Source organism: Paenibacillus sp. IITD108, from assembly GCF_036541265.1.
GTDB lineage: Bacteria > Bacillota > Bacilli > Paenibacillales > Paenibacillaceae > Pristimantibacillus.
The window spans coordinates 23,567-44,700 of record NZ_JAZHCT010000017.1; the positions used below are offsets into that span (position 1 = coordinate 23,567).

General features: G+C 36.0%; 20 protein-coding genes and 1 pseudogene. 8 read left to right on the forward strand and 13 right to left on the reverse strand.

The annotated features are described in order from the left end of the window. Nucleotides 1–215: 215 nt before the first annotated feature. Complete coding sequence (gene glaH, locus V1L65_RS15810) at nucleotides 216–1,187, reverse strand: glutarate dioxygenase GlaH (protein WP_331700162.1); 972 nt, start codon at nucleotides 1,185–1,187, stop codon at nucleotides 216–218. Nucleotides 1,188–2,645: 1,458 nt separating this feature from the next. On the opposite strand from glaH, the gene V1L65_RS15815 reads away from it, so the two are divergent. After that, nucleotides 2,646–3,368, forward strand: coding sequence for a 4'-phosphopantetheinyl transferase family protein (locus tag V1L65_RS15815; RefSeq protein ID WP_331700163.1), 723 nt, complete (start codon nucleotides 2,646–2,648; stop codon nucleotides 3,366–3,368). A 747-nt stretch (nucleotides 3,369–4,115) separates the two neighbouring features. On the opposite strand, the pseudogene V1L65_RS28745 reads toward V1L65_RS15815, so the two are convergent. Further along, nucleotides 4,116–4,202, reverse strand: a pseudogene (locus V1L65_RS28745) (hypothetical protein); the annotation flags it as partial. Between the two features lie 610 nt (nucleotides 4,203–4,812). Beyond that, entirely contained in the window at nucleotides 4,813–5,079 is a 267-nt protein-coding gene (locus V1L65_RS15820; protein ID WP_331700164.1) for a hypothetical protein, read from the reverse strand. A gap of 472 nt (nucleotides 5,080–5,551) precedes the next feature. Here V1L65_RS15820 and V1L65_RS15825 point away from each other — a divergent pair, with 472 nt between their 5' ends. The 7 genes from V1L65_RS15825 (at nucleotide 5,552) to V1L65_RS15855 (ending at nucleotide 13,205) form a co-directional block, all read left to right on the forward strand. Beyond that, nucleotides 5,552–5,989 (forward strand): hypothetical protein, encoded by a 438-nt coding sequence (locus tag V1L65_RS15825; protein WP_331700165.1) that lies wholly within the window; start codon nucleotides 5,552–5,554, stop codon nucleotides 5,987–5,989. Nucleotides 5,990–6,053: 64 nt separating this feature from the next. After that, nucleotides 6,054–6,356 (forward strand): PrgI family mobile element protein, encoded by a 303-nt coding sequence (locus tag V1L65_RS15830; protein ID WP_331700166.1) that lies wholly within the window; start codon nucleotides 6,054–6,056, stop codon nucleotides 6,354–6,356. Further along, nucleotides 6,356–7,249 (forward strand): hypothetical protein, encoded by an 894-nt coding sequence (locus V1L65_RS15835; RefSeq protein ID WP_331700167.1) that lies wholly within the window; start codon nucleotides 6,356–6,358, stop codon nucleotides 7,247–7,249. The genes V1L65_RS15830 and V1L65_RS15835 overlap by 1 nt, the downstream gene beginning before the upstream one ends. After that, the gene (locus V1L65_RS15840; RefSeq protein WP_331700168.1) at nucleotides 7,227–9,314 is read left to right on the forward strand and encodes a VirB4 family type IV secretion system protein; all 2,088 of its coding nucleotides are present in this window, start codon (nucleotides 7,227–7,229) and stop codon (nucleotides 9,312–9,314) included. Before V1L65_RS15835 ends, V1L65_RS15840 begins: the two co-directional genes overlap by 23 nt. 10 nt (nucleotides 9,315–9,324) lie before the next feature. Next, nucleotides 9,325–11,388 (forward strand): hypothetical protein, encoded by a 2,064-nt coding sequence (locus V1L65_RS15845; RefSeq protein ID WP_331700169.1) that lies wholly within the window; start codon nucleotides 9,325–9,327, stop codon nucleotides 11,386–11,388. Continuing rightward, complete coding sequence (locus V1L65_RS15850; RefSeq protein WP_331700170.1) at nucleotides 11,385–12,695, forward strand: M23 family metallopeptidase; 1,311 nt, start codon at nucleotides 11,385–11,387, stop codon at nucleotides 12,693–12,695. The genes V1L65_RS15845 and V1L65_RS15850 overlap by 4 nt, the downstream gene beginning before the upstream one ends. A gap of 3 nt (nucleotides 12,696–12,698) precedes the next feature. Continuing rightward, on the forward strand, nucleotides 12,699–13,205 hold the full coding sequence (locus V1L65_RS15855; protein ID WP_331700171.1) for a hypothetical protein: 507 nt from the start codon (nucleotides 12,699–12,701) through the stop codon (nucleotides 13,203–13,205). Between the two features lie 459 nt (nucleotides 13,206–13,664). On the opposite strand, the gene V1L65_RS15860 is transcribed toward V1L65_RS15855, so the two are convergent. The 10 genes from V1L65_RS15860 to V1L65_RS15905 all read right to left on the reverse strand — a co-directional run bounded on the left by V1L65_RS15860 (nucleotide 13,665) and on the right by V1L65_RS15905 (nucleotide 20,161). Next, complete coding sequence (locus V1L65_RS15860) at nucleotides 13,665–13,919, reverse strand: hypothetical protein (protein ID WP_331700172.1); 255 nt, start codon at nucleotides 13,917–13,919, stop codon at nucleotides 13,665–13,667. Between the two features lie 24 nt (nucleotides 13,920–13,943). Continuing rightward, nucleotides 13,944–14,375, reverse strand: a complete 432-nt coding sequence (locus V1L65_RS15865) for a hypothetical protein (RefSeq protein WP_331700173.1) — start codon at nucleotides 14,373–14,375, stop codon at nucleotides 13,944–13,946. 556 nt (nucleotides 14,376–14,931) lie between these two features. Next, complete coding sequence (locus V1L65_RS15870; RefSeq protein WP_331700174.1) at nucleotides 14,932–15,627, reverse strand: HNH endonuclease; 696 nt, start codon at nucleotides 15,625–15,627, stop codon at nucleotides 14,932–14,934. Nucleotides 15,628–15,667: 40 nt separating this feature from the next. After that, complete coding sequence (locus tag V1L65_RS15875; RefSeq protein ID WP_331700175.1) at nucleotides 15,668–15,937, reverse strand: hypothetical protein; 270 nt, start codon at nucleotides 15,935–15,937, stop codon at nucleotides 15,668–15,670. A 54-nt stretch (nucleotides 15,938–15,991) separates the two neighbouring features. Continuing rightward, nucleotides 15,992–16,219, reverse strand: a complete 228-nt coding sequence (locus tag V1L65_RS15880; RefSeq protein WP_331700176.1) for a hypothetical protein — start codon at nucleotides 16,217–16,219, stop codon at nucleotides 15,992–15,994. 89 nt (nucleotides 16,220–16,308) lie between these two features. Beyond that, the gene (locus V1L65_RS15885; protein ID WP_331700177.1) at nucleotides 16,309–17,025 is read right to left on the reverse strand and encodes a hypothetical protein; all 717 of its coding nucleotides are present in this window, start codon (nucleotides 17,023–17,025) and stop codon (nucleotides 16,309–16,311) included. A gap of 885 nt (nucleotides 17,026–17,910) precedes the next feature. After that, nucleotides 17,911–18,087 carry a hypothetical protein gene (locus V1L65_RS15890; RefSeq protein WP_331700178.1) on the reverse strand — a complete coding sequence of 59 codons (177 nt, stop codon included), beginning with the start codon at nucleotides 18,085–18,087 and terminating at the stop codon, nucleotides 17,911–17,913. A 7-nt stretch (nucleotides 18,088–18,094) separates the two neighbouring features. Next, nucleotides 18,095–18,277: a hypothetical protein gene (locus tag V1L65_RS28750; protein WP_442955701.1), complete on the reverse strand. Its 183-nt coding sequence runs from the start codon at nucleotides 18,275–18,277 to the stop codon at nucleotides 18,095–18,097. Nucleotides 18,278–18,548: 271 nt separating this feature from the next. Then, nucleotides 18,549–19,820, reverse strand: a complete 1,272-nt coding sequence (locus V1L65_RS15900; protein ID WP_331700179.1) for a plasmid replication protein — start codon at nucleotides 19,818–19,820, stop codon at nucleotides 18,549–18,551. Nucleotides 19,821–19,834: 14 nt separating this feature from the next. Further along, nucleotides 19,835–20,161, reverse strand: coding sequence for a hypothetical protein (locus V1L65_RS15905; RefSeq protein WP_331700180.1), 327 nt, complete (start codon nucleotides 20,159–20,161; stop codon nucleotides 19,835–19,837). Nucleotides 20,162–21,134: the final 973 nt, after the last annotated feature.

Genomic DNA, 21,134 nt, shown 5'->3' on the forward strand with positions numbered 1-21,134 from the left:
TCATTTCCTAATTTCATGTTTATAAAGACTCAGTAAGGCCTAGAGATGTGTTTGCGACGATAAACAGTGCGCTAATGTTAAACCATCTGAATTGATATTGCTTAGTTATTCGAGATAATTACATGATGTTCATACTAGATTTAGATACACTAATCAATTGAAACTCATTTCTGAATATTTATTAGTTTTCCATGTTTTGTTTCACAAAAAGTACCTTATTGCATGTAATTGATGAAAAGGTTCTTTCGACGTTCATTGGCAAACGTTCCGCGCTGACGGAGCAACTCGCGATGGAGATCTGGGTGTTTTTCAAAAGCAGCACGTCCGTGCATCCAAAACCTATTATTAATTACAATCATTTCGCCAATGGGTAATACGAGGGACTTTGTAGCAGGTGAAGATTCAAGTGACTTCGAAAGATTCATAAGATATAATGATTGTTCAATCGTTTCAGGATAAGCAAATTGATCTATAAAGCATATGCATATTTCTCTTTCATGCTCATAAAATGTGGTGCGATAAATTGCTTGTGGTACATTTTTACTCGGTGACGCTTTATATAAAAACTTATGAGAAGCAAGCGGGTGTTTTCTGAAATAATCGAAATCGTCCCAGTCATCTAGATGTAAAAGACGCGATTCACCTCCAACGGCATTACGTTCCTCCATCTTCATCATCAATAACCAGTCTGTTGGTTCGTCTACAAAAGTCCCATCTGTGTGTAACGTGAAAAAGCGATACGCCTGGCGTAGATAAGAATCACTGTTGTCAGTATCTTTAACTGAAAATCGTGCATAAAACGTCCCAGACATCGAATCATGATTTGGAATTCCAATCAAATGGCTGATTGCCGTTGAAAACTTAACATAGTCATCGGTGTTGATAGATTGACCTTGAATAGAAATCGTAAAACCTCCGGATTGACGATCTTGCAAAATACCTTGAATATCTTGTGTAAACGATTCTCCGAGTAATTCTTGCAGCCTTCCCGCCATATTAAAGCGAAGATACGGCACATACTCCAAGTTTTGCGTTTCATAGACTGAAAAATCTGACAAAAAAGATTTTATTGTTTCTTTACTCAATGTAATCTTGTACAACCTATTGTGTTGAGTGTGACAAGTGATCTCATAATGGTCTGTTTTCCGAGCAAACTTGTGATTAAAATTTTCCTGCATAATTTTCATGTTTTATTCCTCCCACTATAAAGTAATGTTTTCTCCTGTTTTTTCACAAATCCTCAACATTTCGTCATTGACAGCTTGAGTGATAAGAATGGAGAATGTAGAGTGCTTGGGAAACCAGATTTGAGGTAATTGAAATATGATCGATCCCACTGTGGATATTCATATTAGCCCTCGGGGTCTCTCCCATTTCACATTTGGTCTATGAGAATGGCGATAAAACTACTTTTCAGTGTTCTTTGGATGATATTGCAAATAGATTGCACCTCTTACAACATTTATTCTATACGACAAAATGATCCAAATAAATGATATATGTAGAATTGGATATTCGACATTTTCTCGACAATTTTTGTTGTACGGGCAGGCAGCATCTTCACACTTGCAACATCGGTAGAGTGCCATTAGACTTGACCGTGAAGGAATTTCCAAACCGCTTATCATAACGGCTTGCATCGGACATGAGGCGCATTTCCATTCTTCTCTTCATTTTCAATCTTCTGAGCTGCATGGCTTTTCCTAAACGGTGAAAGAGTTTGCCCACCAAATCAAGAAATACAGCTTCTAGGAAAGCGCTAATGGATCCAAGCGATGATATTTTGCAGCTTTTTTTTTGTCTTCAGTACCAAGCTGATTTCGGTATATAATTCAATTTGAATCAACTGAGCGAATATGAACAATTGGGTTGTTGTTACACTGTCCGGCTTCTTTACGCACTTATCCAACTGCATCGTTTGGATATGTTCCAATATCAATTTGTCTTTTAACGAAATGAGGTATTCCGCTAAGATCAATTTTATGTTATCCTTATTCATGAGAAATCCCTTGTTATTAGGGCAGGACTACCATCCCCTAATAATAAGGTTTTTTTATGGGCAAAAACGACATGAAAGTTATATATAGCATAACTTACACCCATTAATCTTTGAAAAACTCTTGATAAATTAATAATTATATTAATAAAACGTTTGTGGAGCAGCATAGACAAGCGCGAGAGTACATACCTTGTTAATCAGACGAGCTGCCCTGCCGTCAAAGCGGCAAATGTCGTCGATCGCGCAGTTCGAGATGATGTTGCACTTCGCCCCCGAATACACCATATGTAGCTGAATATACTTTGCACTCTGCGCTTGATCAAACTTATCAGGTCAATGAATAGCTAGATCGACGTGTATGTTTGCAAACTTAAACGATCCAAGAGTTCGCACTGACCAACGAAAATGGATCGTTCGTCCAATTTGAGCAGTACAAGAAAAAGCAAGGTCGCCAGTCAAAGGGACGACAACGAAAAGAGAAAAACCGATTAAAACGCAGGTCATTTTCAAATTCAATAGTGAACAGATTGGCATAAGTCAACCAAATGGACTAGCGACTTGAAGGGGGCTACTTCCCTTTGAAAAATCGTTTCTAAAAAACGAAAGTGTTAATTTTTATTAATGCTAATGACTTTGAATAATATGCTTGAATCGAAATGAGGTGTATTTTATTATTCGAATTTATGCAGTCAATATAAAAAATTTTAAGACCTTTGATTCCAAGATTGACTATTTGATGTCTTATTTACATACAGATAAACAAGAGAGGCTTAGGAAGTTTCATAGGAGAGAGGATATGTGGCGGGGGTTAACTGCTGATTTATTGGTTCGTACTGTAATTTGTAACGATTTAGGTATTAAGAATAGTGATCTTGATTTTGCAACAAATGAATATGGGAAACCATTTCTAAGGAGCTTCTATAACTATAAATTTAATCTTTCACATTCTGGAAACTGGGTTGTTTGTGCTACGAATAGACATCCTGTAGGTATTGATATTGAATATATTCAACCTATCGATTTTAATATAGCCAAAAGGTTTTTTTCAATGGAGGAGTACAGCGCCTTATTGAATTTAAAAAGTAGTAGCCAACTATCTTATTTTTATGATCTTTGGACATTAAAAGAAAGCTATATAAAGGCTGTTGGGAAAGGGTTGTATATTCCATTGGATTCTTTTACATGTCAAGTTAAAGTTAATGGAGATATTACTATCAAGAGCTGCGAAGTGACTCAGAGCATATACTTTAGACAATACCATATTGACAACGGTTATAAATTGTCCGTTTGTGGATTTGTTGAGGAGTTCACTGATGATGTAGAAAAAAAGGAACTTTCTGATTTGTGTGATGACATATTATCCATATAAGCTCATTACAATGCAAAGTCCGCATTCCGTTGCATAACATTTAACTCTGAATAAATCGGTTTTTTGGATAATATTCCTTCTATACCAAATAAGCGCAGGCAACAAGAGCAGTAACCATCTTGTTTGTTTTTACGTTGATAATTCGAATTGCACATTGACGGATTTATTGCTGCCTTTCTAGATAAATTATTTCGACAACGCCCAATTTATTTTCAATTGACATTCTCCATCCACCATTTCGAACGGTGTTAAAGCGTTAAATGAACAACTTCGATGATATTAAGATTCTGTGGCTTATTTTACATTATTGATTTCAATGGATCACACACTCCTGATCTTATTAAGCAAATATCGTGGCAGCGTCTGCCGATCCAACCAGCTGCCGTTTACCGGCGCCGCGGAGTCTTTTTATCTAACAACCTTCGATTGGCGGCCAGTTTCAAGTTGCAACTTCTTCATGATGACATACCCCATGTCAATTTCGATATAATACAAAAAAGCCCCCACGTAGTAGGTTCTCTGATTGCTGGACGCTAATTACTTTTGGCAAATTGAAAAAGATCACATCCGCCCGCTGATCCACCACCTTAATGAGATTGTAACACTACGGAACAGCATCCGCTTCTGTAGTATAATCATCCTTTTATCCCCTCAGTCTTTCTCGCAAGGACCTCTTAACTACATCGCTCTCTAAGTTAATTTCGGCCCACTAAACTTGTCTATCTTGCATAAGTAAAAGAGCCCCCGTTACTTATGATTCCAATTCTTTGAGCATTTTGGACACCAATGCCCTTTGCTTGCTACATTATTGGGGGTAGCTTCCCATTCGTGCCCTTTCGAACATTTCCGCCTTAGGTTAGTCTAATTATCTTTATATTGATTCGATAAATATTGTCCTCCCCTTGAATTTGCAATTTCCTGCATTTCGACAATAGATAATTTATGATGTCCCGAGCACTTTCGACACTATTGTCCCTTCTTTATGCCGTGAGACAATGCTTCCCATTCGTGTCCTTTTGCACATTGCCATTTCAACGACTTGTTGGTGTAATAAATTGTTCGTGGGAATCAAAGAAACGACATTTTTAGACACGAGAAATAACTTATAGAATGCTTTTTTGAATGACCAAAACGCAGATTTTGTCGCAGCGTGAGCTTGGCATATGCTGCAGAATGTGATCTCGAAAGAATATTTAGATGAAATGGTAGAGGCGTTTTCATTATTAATTAAAAACAAAGAGAAAGAGGTAACAATATCCTCAATGGAATAATATTACCTCTTTAGTTCGTATTTTGAATTACTGTTCTGCAGCATCCTTTTCACACCACTCGTACAGCTCTTATAATAGTTATATAATAAATCCACTCTCATTCTCCTCCTTGGCCATACTCTTATGACATGTTGATAGAAGCTATTAGATCTTCTCCAGTGACTAATTAAATGTTAGAAATGAAATTCAACATCTGGCCAGTTGAGTTGCTTTCGATAAAGTTCATAGTGTTTTTTTACATAATCCTGTTTATCTGCAGCTGCCTCATACCCGCCTAATTTATGAAGCTTTTCATAATGTTCAACTAATCGGTAAGGGTAGCTAGAAGACTCTTGAACGAAATTAGCCTGGTACTTCTTATCAAGAAAAAGAAAATATAAATATGATACCCCATAAGTTTCAAGTGACAATTGTTTGGCTTTTTTTCCTCTCTCCCCCACTGCCTACCATATACATTAATAAATAATAAAATAAGTACCGAGTATACAATAACTAATGCATTAGAACAAATATGACCATGTAAAAGTAAACCCAGGTCGGTTCTCGATATACTTGTAAATCTTTAAGAATTCCAAACTTAATTAAACCTTCTGTAATCTCTGGAATAAAGGTAAAACAAGCTATTATAAAACATAAGTTGAAAAAACCAATTATGATTCTCATAAGTTCAACCCCTCCGATTCCTTACATTTCCTTACCTCCATCCTATTCTAATTTCTCAAATTTGTAAAGATCAATATTGTCAGTTACCCCTAAGGTCGTGTAATATGAGGTTAGGAATATAATACATGTATAGCGAAGGACGCAAACATATCTCACTTACGTGAGACTTTGTTTGCGTCCTTTTTGTGCTGCTGCGAGGAGGATGATGGTTTTAAGCAGCGTTAAAATTCTAAATTAGGAGGAAAGAGTATGAGTTTTGGTCGAGCATTAGTGGGGAAAAGAGTTATATTTTATCTGATGTTTTTTGCAATTGTTTTGTCTACTCTAATAGCTTTTGGAGATAGTGCGTTTGCAAGCACCATACCAAAAATTGGCGGTGCAACCGGATCAGCTGAAGACATCGAAAAAACAATCGAAAGTTTGATATTTAAAATCAGAATTATTGGAGTACTTATAATAATCGCTTGTTTAGTAATTGGTTTTATTATTGTAGGGTTATCGTTAGGTAATGCTCAGAAACGAGCAATAGGCATAAGTGCAGTTGTATGTGCAGCTATAGCTATTTATGGAGTAGCTAAAGCCCCTGCATTAGCTAACTGGATGATTGACGATGCACAGAAAAAAACTACATATATTGAAGAAATTCAACCGACAATTCAAACCGCAAATATCACATATACCTTATAAAAGAAAATTTGTGAGCATCCCCCCTTCTTTTTTGAGGGGGGATGTTTTTACAGGAGGTTAAATTATGAGGGCTAGAATGCCATTTGATACAGAGAAAGAAAGGAAAACAATTAAGTTTTTTTCCTACCGGCAAGTAGCATATTTAGCTGTTTCTTTTATTGTATACATTCAACTCATTCAGACAATTTATACCGATAGTATGGGTTTTTTCGGAATGATTATTTTAATTTTTGTGTTATTACCAGTAAAAGCTCCCTTTCTTTACTTTGCCTTAGTAACGAATTCACAGACGGGATATTACATGGATAGGCACCTCTACTATTATCTAAGACACAAAAAGCAAATTGGTGTTTGGAGGAAACGATAATGAATGAACAATGGGTGTGGGATATGTTTATGTATGCGGGATTGGCTTTCGTTGGCTGGTGCGTGTACTGCCTAATTACAGATAAACCTATTATCCCTTGGCTTTCAAAAAGATTAGACAAAAATAAAAAAAAGACAAATAAAAAATATAACAAAAAAGAGGACATTGAACTTGATGTACCTATAAAAACTTTATTGGGAATAAAGGAGTTCCATGGAAATCTATGCGAACTGCTCGAAGAGAAAAATGGGACAAGAATTTTTGTTGGTATTGTTAAAACCGAGCCAATTAATTACTTGCTTCGCTCCCACGAAGAGCAAGTTGAGACAGATACTGCTTATGAGCATATGTTAGCCTCTATTTCACTTGGCCCAGGTAGAGAAGTTGAATTTGCTACTCATGTTTCTTCTCGTCCAATAGATTTAGGTGATCAGTTACGGCCATATGAAAAATCTTTTCCTAACTTAGGAGCGGGAGCACAAAGATATGCAGAGTCTATATTTTTCCCATTCTTAAAGTCATGGCAGCAATCAGTAGATGAATTTGATTACCAAGGTTATTTTATTGTGCGACTACGATATACAGCAAAAATGCTTGAGAATCTTACGGAAGAATCAATATTAGTTAAGGCAAGAAATGAGTTCGGTCGCTTAGCTAATAATATTCGTTTAAATTACAAACGTATGGGTGGTCGTTGTAAAATTTCGACGAATATCGATTTATATGAAGCTTTATATTTTGCTTTAAACAAACAGCAAGGTAGTATGAATCATTTTAGAAGTCTAATGGAAAAAGAAGGTATGCTTTCCCCTTTTGTAATGAGTGATTTCTCCCGAGAATCTTATAGATATATGGAGGATGAGACCGATAATGAAGATAAAGCAATGGTTTAAAAGAAAGCCAAAAGAAGTTAAGCCAGAGAACCATATTAAAGAAAAATTAGATAATGATACTCGTCAGTTAGAAATTATGGACCTAATAGGATTAGTTGGTCACGAAATCCCACGACATCCTAGAGATCGAGGGTTTCAATGTGATCGTGGAGGATCAGAATATTGTTTTCGCTCATTTATACTCGAATTTGGGGATACCAATCTAACAACAGGGGCGCTTGAAAGCATTTATCGTGCAGGAGCTGTGAATGTTACTTTTTATTTTAATAAACTAACAAAAACACAAGCTATAAAAAAGTACAAACAAGCTTCAACAGATGAAGGATCTCGTCTAATACAAATGAGAAAGTCTGGAAATGATATTGAAGCCCGTGAAGCAGAAAAATCTATGGAAAACGCAGCTATGTTACTAGAGGAAATTGCAGATGGCTATAACGATGGTATTCTTGGAACATTAGTAGTAACTTTATTCGCACCGGATGAAAAAACACTCGATCAAGTCGGTATGATCATACAAGATGACTTAATTGGCAACGACCACAATTTAAGGACTTTATATAATCGTCAAAGAGATGGTTGGCTCTCCTCCCTTCCAATTGGAAACAATCAATTAATTGATGCTGTTGATCGTCGTTTTTTTGATCGTACTGCAATTGTAGCAGCCAGTCCGTTTTATTCTTCTAAAATCCCCTTTTCAGGTGGAGTTCCATTAGGTGTAAATCAACACACATATAATATGGAATTTCTCAATGTGTTCGCTCCTTATCTTGATAATTATTCATGCTTAATAGTTGGAGCATCTGGATCGGGTAAATCATTGACAACGAAGTATACTTCGAGCTCAGAAGTACTGCTAGGGATTCGTGAATTCACCGTAGATCCAGAGGGTGAGATGGGCCCTATTTGCGTTCTAATGGGTGGCGCAGAAATTGAAGTAAGAGAAGGTGGCGATGTTTGCTTAAATGTCTGTGCAATGACTGAAGAAGAAGTTGACATTACGCTATCAAACGGCAGAAGAGTTACAAAAATTATCGTGCCAATTGGAACAAAACAGGGTCAATTAATAAAATTCTATGATAAGTTGATGAATGGTCTTGTCCCAGAAGAAAAAGCCCTTTTAAAACAAGCCATTTCAGATGTTATTTCCATTATGGGGATTACTGAAGATCCCAATTCATTATTTGAAAAAGAAAAAGAAGCAGAAAGGCTTGATACTGGAGAGATTGTTTACAAAAGAAAAAGAAAAAGAGAATTTACACTTATGGATATCTACAAGCAGCTGCTTGTAAATTGTACATCGGGTTATAACTTGGAAAACCTTACTTTCGAAAAGTTTGTTGATGATGATGCAAAGCGATTACTAAAGGTATTACGTGGCTATTTAAGAGATAAACCTGATGGAAAGCTATTTGATGGACAAACTTCATTCGGGCCAGGTCGAAATGTTGATGATCTTTTTGATAGTATCCCTTGGGTTAATTTTAACATCAAATCCGTTGAAGGTTCCGATGTATTCGAATTAGTTATGCATACGATTACGACATTAGGATGGGAATATTTTATCAAGCGCCCATCACTTCGAAAATACAAGAAAAGATTAAAAATAGAAGAAGCGTGGCGTTTGAAGAAGGTTCCAGGAGGTATGGAATTCGTTGAGGAGCTAGCAAGAAGAAGTCGGAAATATAACGCTGGTGTAGATATTATCACACAGGATTTAGCTCCATTTTTAGACGATCCGGATGGTATTGCAGTAGTTAAAAATGCTACTTCAGCAGTATTTTTACGAATCGGATCTATTTCTGCAGAAGAAAAAGAACAGATGAAATCTATTTTTAATTTTAGTGAAGGAGAACTCGATATAATTTGTCGTCGTCCCCCAGAATCAGAAGAGGACGAAAGCCGCGGGGAAGGTATCCTTCGTGTAGGGGGTTCAAGTGCATTTGTAAAGGTTACTGTATCTGAAGAAATGCGGAAATTTATTGATACAGACCCTGATTATATGGAAAAAAATAATTTATATCCAGAAAGAGAAATAATCGAATCAGAGACCATCGGGTCGATTTAGGAGGGCCACAATGAACAGAAAAAAGTTTGTTACGATTGTTGTCCTCTCAGTTCTCTTAGTTTTTGCAATACCTTCGGTAGCTTTTGCTGCTGGTAAAGATGAACCTTGGTATGTAGATATTTTTGTGTTTCTATTTGACAGCATCCTCAAACCTTTTTTTGGTATTAGCGAGCCCGCGGAGCATGTTTTTCAAGAGCATTTGACTTGCGACGCAAATGGAGCAAACTGCACTCAGAAGTATTGGGGAATATTTGAATACGAAGAATTTAATAATGCAATATTTCGCGGGTTTGCAATATTTTCTATTTTTGTAGGAGGTATGTTTTTAATAGCACTGATCAAGTTATTTGTTCAGTTTGCCCTCTCCCCTCTCTCATCGAATTTAAAATTAAATGCAATGGATGTAGGTATAAAGACTTTTACAGCACTTTTATTGTTGATGAATTTTTTTACGATAGTAGGACTGTTTTTTGATATTACATCGATGGGCGTTACCTTACTCGAACGAGATATTAAGGTTCCATTAAATCTTTCAGAATACGGTGCTAACTTGGTTGGGAATTATACAGGCGGTGGAGATCGAATCACGGTTAGTGACTTAGCTAAAGATCTAAATGGCTTAGAGCAACTTATTGTTAACTTTTTCTCAATAGGTATTTCTATTTGGTTTGAAGCTTTTTACATTCAACGTATGTTTATGATCGCTAGTCTAGTAGTTTTGGCTCCAATTTGGATAGGAACTATGTTCTTCCCTCACTTAAAAGGAATTACTGGCGCAGCAATGAAAGAACTTTGGGCACAAATCATTTCACAACTTGTACACGCTGTTATGTTTTGGTTGTTTTTTTGGTTGTTTAAGAACAAGGAAATTACGTGGTTACAGTTAATAATATCATTGGCCATGTTCATACCACTTTCAGAATCAATTCGTTTTGTTTTAGGGGCAACCAGTAAAAGTTCAGGAGTTATGGCTACAATCGGTACAATGGCTGGTGCTGGGGCTCTTATGCACGGCGCTAGAGCGGTTAAGGATGTCTACTCAGGTATTCGTGAAGGTAGATCGACAATGCGTTCTAAAGGGCAATCTGGAGCTTCGCAGAGGGATGGTTCTGGGTCCGTTACCGTATCAAATGGTGGTGGCGCTGTAAGCTATAGAACTTCTCCATCAAGTAATTATAGTATGACTCCTGCTCGAAATGCTCATCAAGCTCGTTTACAGGGCTTTTCAACAATGGCAGCTGGTATCGGTCGAGGTTTTATGCGCATGGGTGGAGCTACCGCTGGAACAGCTTTAGGACCAATGGGACAGTTTGCATTTGCTGAAGGTTTTGCTGCAGTTGGTGAATCTGCCGGACATAGAGCTGGAGCTGCAGCCTATGGAGTCGGTAATCGCTGGATGGATAAGTCAAAGGAAACCTATCAAAATATGAAGGGCAACCTTGAATCTAACGGGAAATCATTAAATGGTATTCAACGTGGCGGTGTTGCAATCGCAAGTGGTGTTGCCGGTGTAGGTCGTACAGCCACACCAAGTAAGCAGTTTTTCAATGATCCAGTTTATCGACGTGCAGCTGCCGAGCAAGCTGGCGGGATTGCTGGCGAAGTCTTGCTAGGTAAAGGCGGATATACAAGCGGAGCAGATGTTGCAACATCAAAAGTTAGTGGGATAACTAGCTCTGCAGGATCATTTCATCATGGAGAAAGTGTATTTACTGTAGAGACAAGAGATGGCTCCTGGTTAGCCAAAAAGGATAATAGTGGTCAGTATCATCGTATATCAAATGTCGGACATGGTAACGTCTCCTTGTCAAAGGGGCAGCAGGCTATAAAAGAATACAACGTGGATAAGTCTGATGGTGTTTTCAAATTTAAGCCGGCTGGTGCGTTTGATCAGACTAACAATACCTTTGTTGAAAGAACAGCTTATAGTTATGACTCTGAAGGCAATAAAGCGGCTTATGAAGGTCGAACAAATAATCCTATGAATTTTATAGAGAAGAAACCAATCAATCAAGTTGATATCCGACGTCAGAAGTCAATGAGTTCTAAAGATTTTACTGGTGATTCAATATGATAGATAAAGTCAAAAGTTATGCAAAGAATAAAATTAAAAAAGAATTAATAAAAATTGCTTTCAAATTATTAAAGAAACTTCTTGCCAAAGCTATTGCCTTAATAGGAAAGTTACTACTTGCTATTGCTGGATTATTAGGTGTTAAGGGAATTCTAATTATTATTGTAATTATTTTAGTTGGAGGCATGGTTATGTATATCATGCCTTTCTTCGGATGGTTTTTCTCGGGAAGCAAATCACCCAAAACACCTGAAGAGTTAACACAGGAATATGTGGTAGCGTATGAATCTACAAGTTCGTATGATGAATATCGTTCCCCGCAGTTGCTTATGCAGTTTATAGATAACATTAAAATTCTTAAAGATAATAAGGATCTATGGGAGGTTAACCCAAAAAAGATTGCGAAGCATCTTAAAGCAGACATTACTACGACAAAATTTAAAACTAAAGAAACAACTACTCGAGAAACCATTATTAAGACCGAAGATAAAAAAACGGAAACAAGTGTAAGCACTTCAGTTAATGAGAAAGATATTGATTTAATAACTTCTGTACACGCGTGGAATCGAATTGAAGAAATTACTTATAATCAAAAGTCCACTTCCTATAGTTATACAACAACTGACACTGAAGGAAATGAAGTTAACGTTACTGTGGAGACGGTTGAATGGGTTGAAGCTTCATGCAGTTCTACGTCTGATTATACAAAATTTGACGAGCTTCTAATGGATTTGAAGTTTGGGAGTAGTGAATTTGATCTACTTATTCAAACCATCATAGCAAATAATGAAGAATTTTTAGATGGTTATGACGGAACCTATGGTATGTATTACGGTGATGACACAAGTTGGTGGGAAGACGATTCGGGCGCACCTATAAATGGTGATTGGAAATGGCCTACCGTGTCTACAAGGATTACATCTAGTTACTATGTTAGGATACATCCAGTAACGAAAGAAAAATCTATGCATACTGGAATAGATATTGGCCGTCCAATTGTTAATGGTAAATTTGATGAACGTGCTCAACCGATTTTTTCAGTAGCTGATGGTAAAGTGACCCATGCAGGCTCAAAAGGGACTTACGGTACAGCTGTGTATGTTGATCACGGAAATGGATTAGTCACTATTTATGCTCATTTAAAATCCGTTGACAAGAATATTAAGGTCGGTTCTATTGTAGAGCCTGGTACGGTCTTAGGCATCATGGGCTCAACAGGAAGATCAACAGGAATACATCTACATTTTAGTGTAATGGTAAATGGCAAATATGATAATCCATTAAAATTCATCAAACCACCGGGGTGAATTATGAAAAAAATAATAATTACATTATCAGTATTATGGGCACTCATTGTTCTATTCATATTTATGTATGGCCGTCTGACTGGTGATCAGCCTAGTAAAGATTTAAATCCAGGATTTGAAGACATTGATGCTCCTTACATTGGGAAGCCATTATCTGATTTTGGTTCTCCAAAAGATATTGTTACGGAATTCATAAAGAAAATAAATGAAGGAAATTATGAAGAAGCAATCTACTACATCGATCCAAATTATTATTATAATAATTTAAGTAGTGATGAATTCTCATATGAAATTGTGAATCTATGGGAACCAGGCGAGATGAAAAATTATTCGATTTTCATACCATCAGTCAACGCCTCTCCCCTACTCTGTTCATTTACTATTACGCTTCAAAATGGAAAGAAAAGCACATACAAGTTTGAAATTATTGAATTAATCAATTCGGAGGCAGTTCCTATAGTAAAAGATAACTATATAACTAATATTTATAAAGAAGATCACATTGACTAAGCGCAATGTGATCTTTTTTATATACAACAGTTTCTTACGCTATTCAATGGTGGTTTGCTTATACCAAAAAAGATGAATTATAAACTATAAGAGAAAAAAATTAAACAGGAGTTTAGAATAAGGCAGATGATCCCTAAACCGTAATTTTGCTTAAATCCTTATTCATACTATTATAAGATATTACAGTAAATACTTGAGTTCCTTTATTATAAAAACCTGAAAGTTCGGTTACATTTCCCGCAGCTCAACTATATTTCTCTTCTTCCGACAGCCAAGAAGTCTCCTCCATGATGTACTCCTCTTCGTGTATAAAACCTAAGTAATACTGGCAATCCTGCATTCCACTTCTTTTTAAGTAATTTCTCGTTTGTTGGATATCTTTCAAGAATGGAGTAATTGGTGTGTTTTCCTTTTTATATTTCAATTCGATAACTGCAAGATATTCAACTATTCGATTAGTCAGATGATATCTTTGTTATCATCTATTCTTACAACAGCGATATCAATGCGCTCATTATTCTCAGTTTTCAGTTCTGTAAATATCCTAATATTATTGCTCAATAGAAATCTGTCCGTTAGTTTTGTTCTTAGGTGAGAGTATAAAGCATTTTTCAAACTGTCCTCAAGCAGTAAAAATCCATTGGTATAATCAGTACTAATGTTGTTAATCCAAATCTCTTTTATTGCTCTGTCAACCTCAATTAATGGCATCATGCACAAGCTATTCCTTTTCCTAAATTAAATTGCTGATTCATGTGACAATTCATAAATCTGTAATTTATGTTGTTTCGGGTCTTCGTTGCAAATGCATCTAATTGTAAGTTCCTCATTGTCATAGCACGTTATTGCACTGCTAAAGGTATTTGATTTGGTTGCAATATACTGTTCATTGATTAGTAAAATGCCGCCAATTTTTAAATTAAAAAAGGACTGTAAACCGTTTCTTTCTTTGGATAAATAACGCACAATTTCGTTATCCGTCAGATACACCAACCACTTTTTCACATTCCGATCAGTGTTAAATATCTTTAGCCTATACAAATCATTGAAGAATTTTCCTGCCTTATGAGGACGTGGTGATGTCGTTCCTGAATATCTGTCGTACTTAAACTCAATAATAAGCCCGTCACGACCAGGGACAGAAAGAATGTATGTATCTACTTCTTTCATCGCCAGACCCGGATGAGGATATTCAAGAATGACCTCGTGTGGTTGAATATTTGAGTACAGTAAAAGTGATGCGAAAAAGGTATATCTGACTTTATCTTCCGTTGTATGAATATCATTATTATTAAATCAGTTCAATAATAGTTTAGAAAATTGATCAATGACCGATTTCATAATAAATCTCCATTCTATTAAATCTTTAGGTTCCTTTAGTCTATTGATCTGACTTTCTTCGTTACCTTCTGAACGAAAAAATCACTGCGGCTGCTGCCCTCTCCACTTCCTGTTAGACTGCCGGAACTTCGTTATCTAAATCAGAATAGTGTATATTTGAATAAAGCTTTTAACAGACACGAATGAAGCCGATAAACTAGAAAGAATTTGAGGCAGTTATTAAAATCCCTGCGATTATCCGATATGAGTACTTCATAAAAAGATTGCATTTAAAAGAAGATAAGGAATTGTATGATAGTGATTGGACAATGACACCAGAATGATAATGAGGACTTGCTAGTTCTCTAGTCTAGCCCAAAGTGCATTGGACATGTTTTTACATTGGTCATCTACCTATGCTTAGCTTTTTTTTGAATTTGAAGTTCCTATCCAATAGAAGTTCTAAACGGGACATGATTTCGACAACAACGCCCGATAAGTTATCCTCGTTCTTTTTACTTAACTCAGTCAACAAGTACTCTAGCTTCTGATCGACCTGTGCTTTGAGCTTTATCTTATCTAATGGCAAATCAAGATTTACCCTTTTCATTGCCTTTGTTTTCCTGAAATTAAAAAGGCACTTGGAATGTGCCTTCGCTACATCTCCCGTTTCAATCGCCGGGTGACAAGAACTACACAGCGTAACCAAGTTGTCTCTATGATGAACACCACCAAAATCGCGAGGAATCTTATGGTGAACGTGTAAGTCAATGTCGCTTTCGCAAACAACACATTTATGGCCGTCCCTTTCCCTTACCTCTTGTTTTAGGGCTTCTGAAAAATGAACATTCCAAAGATTGCTGAATGAAATATTTCCCTTTGACTTATTATATATGTCGACAGCTTCATTGCGAGGCAAAATGATTGTTTCGACTCTAAACATCACCAACTCAGCAATTTTATCTTCTTCCAAAGTATCATGATGCTCAAACTCTTCTTCGTTGATATCTGCATGGAACTCTTTTCGATCATAAATGATCTGCGACAAATTTGATATAAATCGTGTTATTTCGTTACTTCCAGAACCTTTTATTGAACTCATAAGTTTTTTTGTCTGATTATAACTTCATCAACAGAGTCGTTCATTGTAATCGTGATATTTTTTTTACGATATCTGGAAAATTATTGCGCCAAGACTGATCCTCAATATACTTCCGCTCATTATTGGTTCCAATATATAGATCTCCGTTTTTATAGCGCTCAATGATTTCCAAGGGGTCAATATAAATGGGTTCGCCATCAAAGAAATCAATTTCATCTTGAGTCTCTTCTTCACTGTCCGATTCGGAATACTCATTCGTAGAGTGTTCGTTGAGTGAATTGGCAGGTGTTCCCTCGATTTCCAGAGGCAAAAGTTCGGATAAGGTTGACTGCTTCTGCTCGTCTTCCAGATTGCCTTCTTTTTCTTACGGGTCCACAAGTAAGTTGTTTTTGAATTGTCGCAGATTTATTATTAGTTCTTCTAGTTCATAATGTGAAAGCTCTTCTTCATTGTATTCGCGGATATATTCAAGGCTTAGATTCCAGCCTGTTAGTTTCACAATCCCAAGTTCTCTGATTAAATCTTTCGCCATCTTGAAGTAGAATTCCCTTACACGACTGATTTTCCTCCTCACTCTCCCCTGTTGGTTCATGGTACCACTCTCCCAAGGTTCTAATAATTATCTCATTGTAAAGAGTAGATATTTTTTCACGTAAATAGCATACTCTCTCCCCCACTGGCTCATTGATCTTCACCTTTAAGTCGTTCTTCAAAATGTTCATCAATAAATTTATCTATAAAAAGAATCTTGGCAGCAGTATCTTCACTTTTAATTAAAAAGCCCTTTTTTATAGGGTTTTTATCCCACTCCTTAATTGCCTCTTCTCTTAGTTTAGTCCTAACTCTTCTCTCTAAAGCATTTCTATCCAGGATCATAGTTCTAAATTCAATTGCACGTTCTTCTTTTTCCTTTTCTGGACTAGGAAGTTGTTTTAGCTGGAGTTCATAATTATTCTTCATTTCTAGCATTTCCTCTTTTATCTTACTAATCTCTTCAAGCTCTTGTTTCAAATATTCCCGTATTCGATGCTCGGGTAATGCTGGAGCGTTTGATTCACCTGATGTATTTCCATCATTGGGGTCATAAAATAAATGTTCCTTAAACGCTTCATTTTCAACAATCATCTGACATATTGTAGCCATCGACAGATTGTTGCCAAATCGATTTTTAGCTTCAGCTATAAAACGAATAATTTCAATATCAGAGGTTTTAAAAATTCGTTCTCCTCTAGAATTTCGGCCTAAAGTATGCACTTGGAATTGGTGCAAATCATTAACCCAGTTCCTTATTGTTGGAACCGGCTTATTGATCCCCATTTCTAATAACTTAGTATGAACATCACCGATTGTATAAAAACCCTCATATTGCTTTAAATGGTCATGCTCAACGTTTTGCATAAATTTTACCTCCCATACATCTCATTATCGAAGCAACTGCTTTAGCTTTGTATTCTTATGTAGCCATTGCTGCTTGTAACATGTCGCCCCACTCGTTTCACCTTTAAATAGCTTGTTAGGAGCATATAATAGCCTATTAATAGGTCATTTGGGTAATGAATTAAGAATATTATAGCATATTTGTGCATGCAATACAGACATACTATTGCCATCTTTAAAGATAAAATGATAGCAACTTTCCGTTTAATAACAGTCTATCACCTATCAAGAAACTACCAACTGAAGCTTGAAGAATAATAACAAGCCCCTATTAATACACTTCGACATATCAATAGACAATTAATAAGGCACTCCCACCTGTTAAAAGGATATCATTGGAGTCGATGTTAAATCACTAAATTCATACTTTGATATATCAATAGATAGATAGTTATTAATTAATAACAGCTTATTAACTATCAATAGATTATCATGAATATTTTGCCATGATGTAATTAGAGTCTATTGATATATTAATAGATAGATCATTATTAATTAATAATAGGCTATTATCTATTGATAGGCTATTAATTGAGTTGTATAAAATCATGCAGTTGATAATGGATAGCATTTAAAGAAGGGGGTGGACTTGAAATTTGACATGTTGAGAGTGTATGAGCTGTTAATAGGCTGTCTTCGAAAGGAATTGTAGTACAGAGGAACAAAGATAAGAATTAAAATGAAGCTGAAATAGAGGAAGATGCACAAAGACTTAATATATTGTTTTAGAGAGATAACTAGTGTTATAACTGCCGCAATAACTGCATCAGTAATTGCGGCTATATGAATCAATTGTGAGCTGGGTAAAAGAAGGGAGGAGGAGGAAGTGAAATAGAAATAGCGCCTTTATAGGGCTATAGTTGATAAAACTTTGAAAGGATCGATTTCAGTAGGCTTTGTATTTTTAACATCTTCTTTTGTGGAAGCAGCAAATAAATCAGCTAATTTTAGGCTTTCAGTTTTACATTCTCTCTTGGATAACGATTGTAAAGATGAGAAAATATCATCCTGTGCTAGATTCATTCTATTCTCACAGCACATTCGCTTTTATCACCATATCTTTTATCCTTGCTGTAAGCCTTAGTCCTGCAACAATAGAGTATAGGGGTACATCATTGATTGCCTTGTTATCTTGATATGAAGATATAGGCTTTTCGCCTGCAGTTGGAGTTAATTCTTCTACAGTCTGTTCAATTTTATTGATAAATTTCATGGTAAAGATACGTTCTGAATTGCTTTTGCTGAATTGTAGTACACAGGAACAAAGATAGGTATTAAAATGCAGCTGAATAGAGGAAGATGCACGAAGAATTAATATTTTAACATTTACAGATTGTTTTAGGGAGATATCTAGTGTTTAAACTGCCGCAATAACTGCATCAGTAATTGATTCAGTTATTGCGGCTATAAGAATCAATAGTGAGCTGGGTAAGAGAAAGGAGGAAGTGAAATAGAAATAGCCCCTTTAATGGGGCTATAGTTGATTAAACTTTGAAAGGATCGATTTCAGTAGGCTTTGTATTTTTAACATCTTCTTTTGCGGGAGCAGCAAATAAATCAGCTACATTTAGGCTTTCAGTTTTACGTTCTCTTTTGGAAAACGACTGTAAAGATGAGAAAATATCGTCTGTGCTAGATTCATTCTTTTCTCGCAGCTCATTCACTTTTATCACCATTTCTTTTACTCTTGCTGGAAGCCTTAGTCCAGCAACAATAGAATATAGGGATACATCATTGTTAGCCTTGTTATCTTGATATGAAGATATAGGCTTTTCACCTGCAAATGGAGCTAATTCTTCTACAGTCTGTTCAATTTTATTGATAAATTTCATTGTGAAGATACGTTCTGAATTGTTTTTGCTGGCTACAACAGAAACAGCAAGACGATTTGCATCATTAAAATTATAGCCATCAGATAAAATACCTGATTCTATTGATCTTTTAAACGTTGGAAGATAGGATGCATCTTGTTCAACATCAACATTTGGAGCTTCTAGTTTTACCTTACCAAGTGATAAGATGCCAGGAGTGTTTAGTGTATTGAGAAATTCTGAACTATCAAAATGATATCCTCCTATAGGATCGAATGAAGCAGTAACAATATTCCATTCATGCAAAGTCTCTGCAATAAATTTATTACTGTAGTCTAAGTATTGGTTGATACTTGCGTTTGGATGATCTTTTATAAAAGAATTATATAGTTTTTTGTTGTCTACTGGTAAGATTCCACCAAGATTTTTCATTGCTTGCGAGAAAGTTTGTAATCGATCAATAGCATTCTCTAATACACTCAGGCCTTCCTGGTCACGTGGCATTGTTAAAATGAAACCACATTTTTTATGGAATCCAGCATTTAATACGGTTTTTACTGCCTCCAATAAAGCCCCCGTACCAGTTCCGCCTCCAAGACCAACAATAATCCAAACAAAGTCGCGGTCTGAGAACATTTCTTCAATGTGCTGTTTAATCTCTTCCTTATGTGCTAAAAAGGCCTCTTCACCGATGATGGGATCTCTGCCGGCACCCTTTTCGTAACCTTTTAGTTGATATTTTTTAATGTTTGGCTGTTCTTTGAAACGTTGCAGATCGACGTCATTTGTATTAATAAGCAGGGCAGTATAGGGATTGAAATTGTTTGGAATTTTAGTGCGGACAGAAGCACATTCGTAAGCAATTGCATTACCTCCCATACCAATTCCCAAAAAACCAAATTTTAAGCTTAATCGTAGATCATCACGGTTTATGTATTCACGCATATCTAAATTCCTCCTTATTTTATACTTTCTCTGTAGTCAATGAGTTCTTTACCTAGAGAAGATAAAGTGTAGAATGTAGCTCGTCCAGGCAAGTCAGGAGTGTCTACAAGACCAGCACCATATAGTTGGGCTGTCAATTGATCTAAAGTGTGCCTAGATCCTATTAAATCACTTGTGACAGGTTCATTTGTTTGAGCCATAGCCTTATGATAAAGTTCGTTTGTTAAAACCCCAAGTCGTTCTTTATTAATGGGGCGACCTTCTTTCTTTAAAACAGCTAAAATCCACAATCCATTACCTAAACGAGATAATAAGGTGTTTAGAATTTCTTCGCGTTGCAAAATATTTCCTCCTTTCATGAGAATGTTTGTTGCTTATGTAGTAATTGATGCAATAACTGACGCAATAACTGATGCAATGTAGAAACAGCGGTAATCTATGAATCTTTCTACTGATGCAGTTATTGAATCGAATCGAATCGATTCAAATATACGACTCTATCATACAATCAAGATGTTGGTTTGTCTAGAAGGATTGTATTTGAAAGTGCGTTTTGTAATCAGGATTTGGCTTGCTACATGGTTTAAGTGTTTATTAATGGAGGGGAGTAGGGGGGAATTCTAAAATGATTATGAATAGAAGCATAATAAGCGAAGATCGCTCTGACAATCACCTTCTAATATGTCATTACGATTGTATAGCCAATAAAGATATACTTATAGGCTCTTTTTAAGTGTTTATCATCTACATAGAACCTCTTAACAGCTTTGCACACGACATCCCAGCAGCTGCCTCTTGATCACTCAAACACTCTAAAGATAACGAAATAATCTTGGAAGTAATGGCCCACAGAAAACTAGATCAGAATTGAGTATATGAATGTCCACCAGCAGTTAATCGAAAGCAGCTATAAAATCTCTAAATATTATTAGAACAGTACAAGCTATTATCTGACTAAAGAGATATTAAAATCATGGAAAGATGAAACAAGATAAGATTTGTCTTTTTGACTAATTTAAAATGGAAAGTCGATCTTTCCACATCATCTTTCCATGGCAAACAATGCAAACCATATAGTTATAAAGCCTTGCTAACATAGGAGTTCGTCAATTCTTTGAGTAAAAATTATATAGCTTGATTTTTACCATAATATTATTGGCGCGGAAGGAGAGTAAGGTATATTAGCAAGCTTGATTTTTAAAACACTTTTTACATATCAATTTTCTACTTTAATTTTCATTTCAACGTGTTGCCTTTAAGGAATTATTCATTGTCAAAATACTTATTTAGGCTTATACTTGTCCTAATCTTATA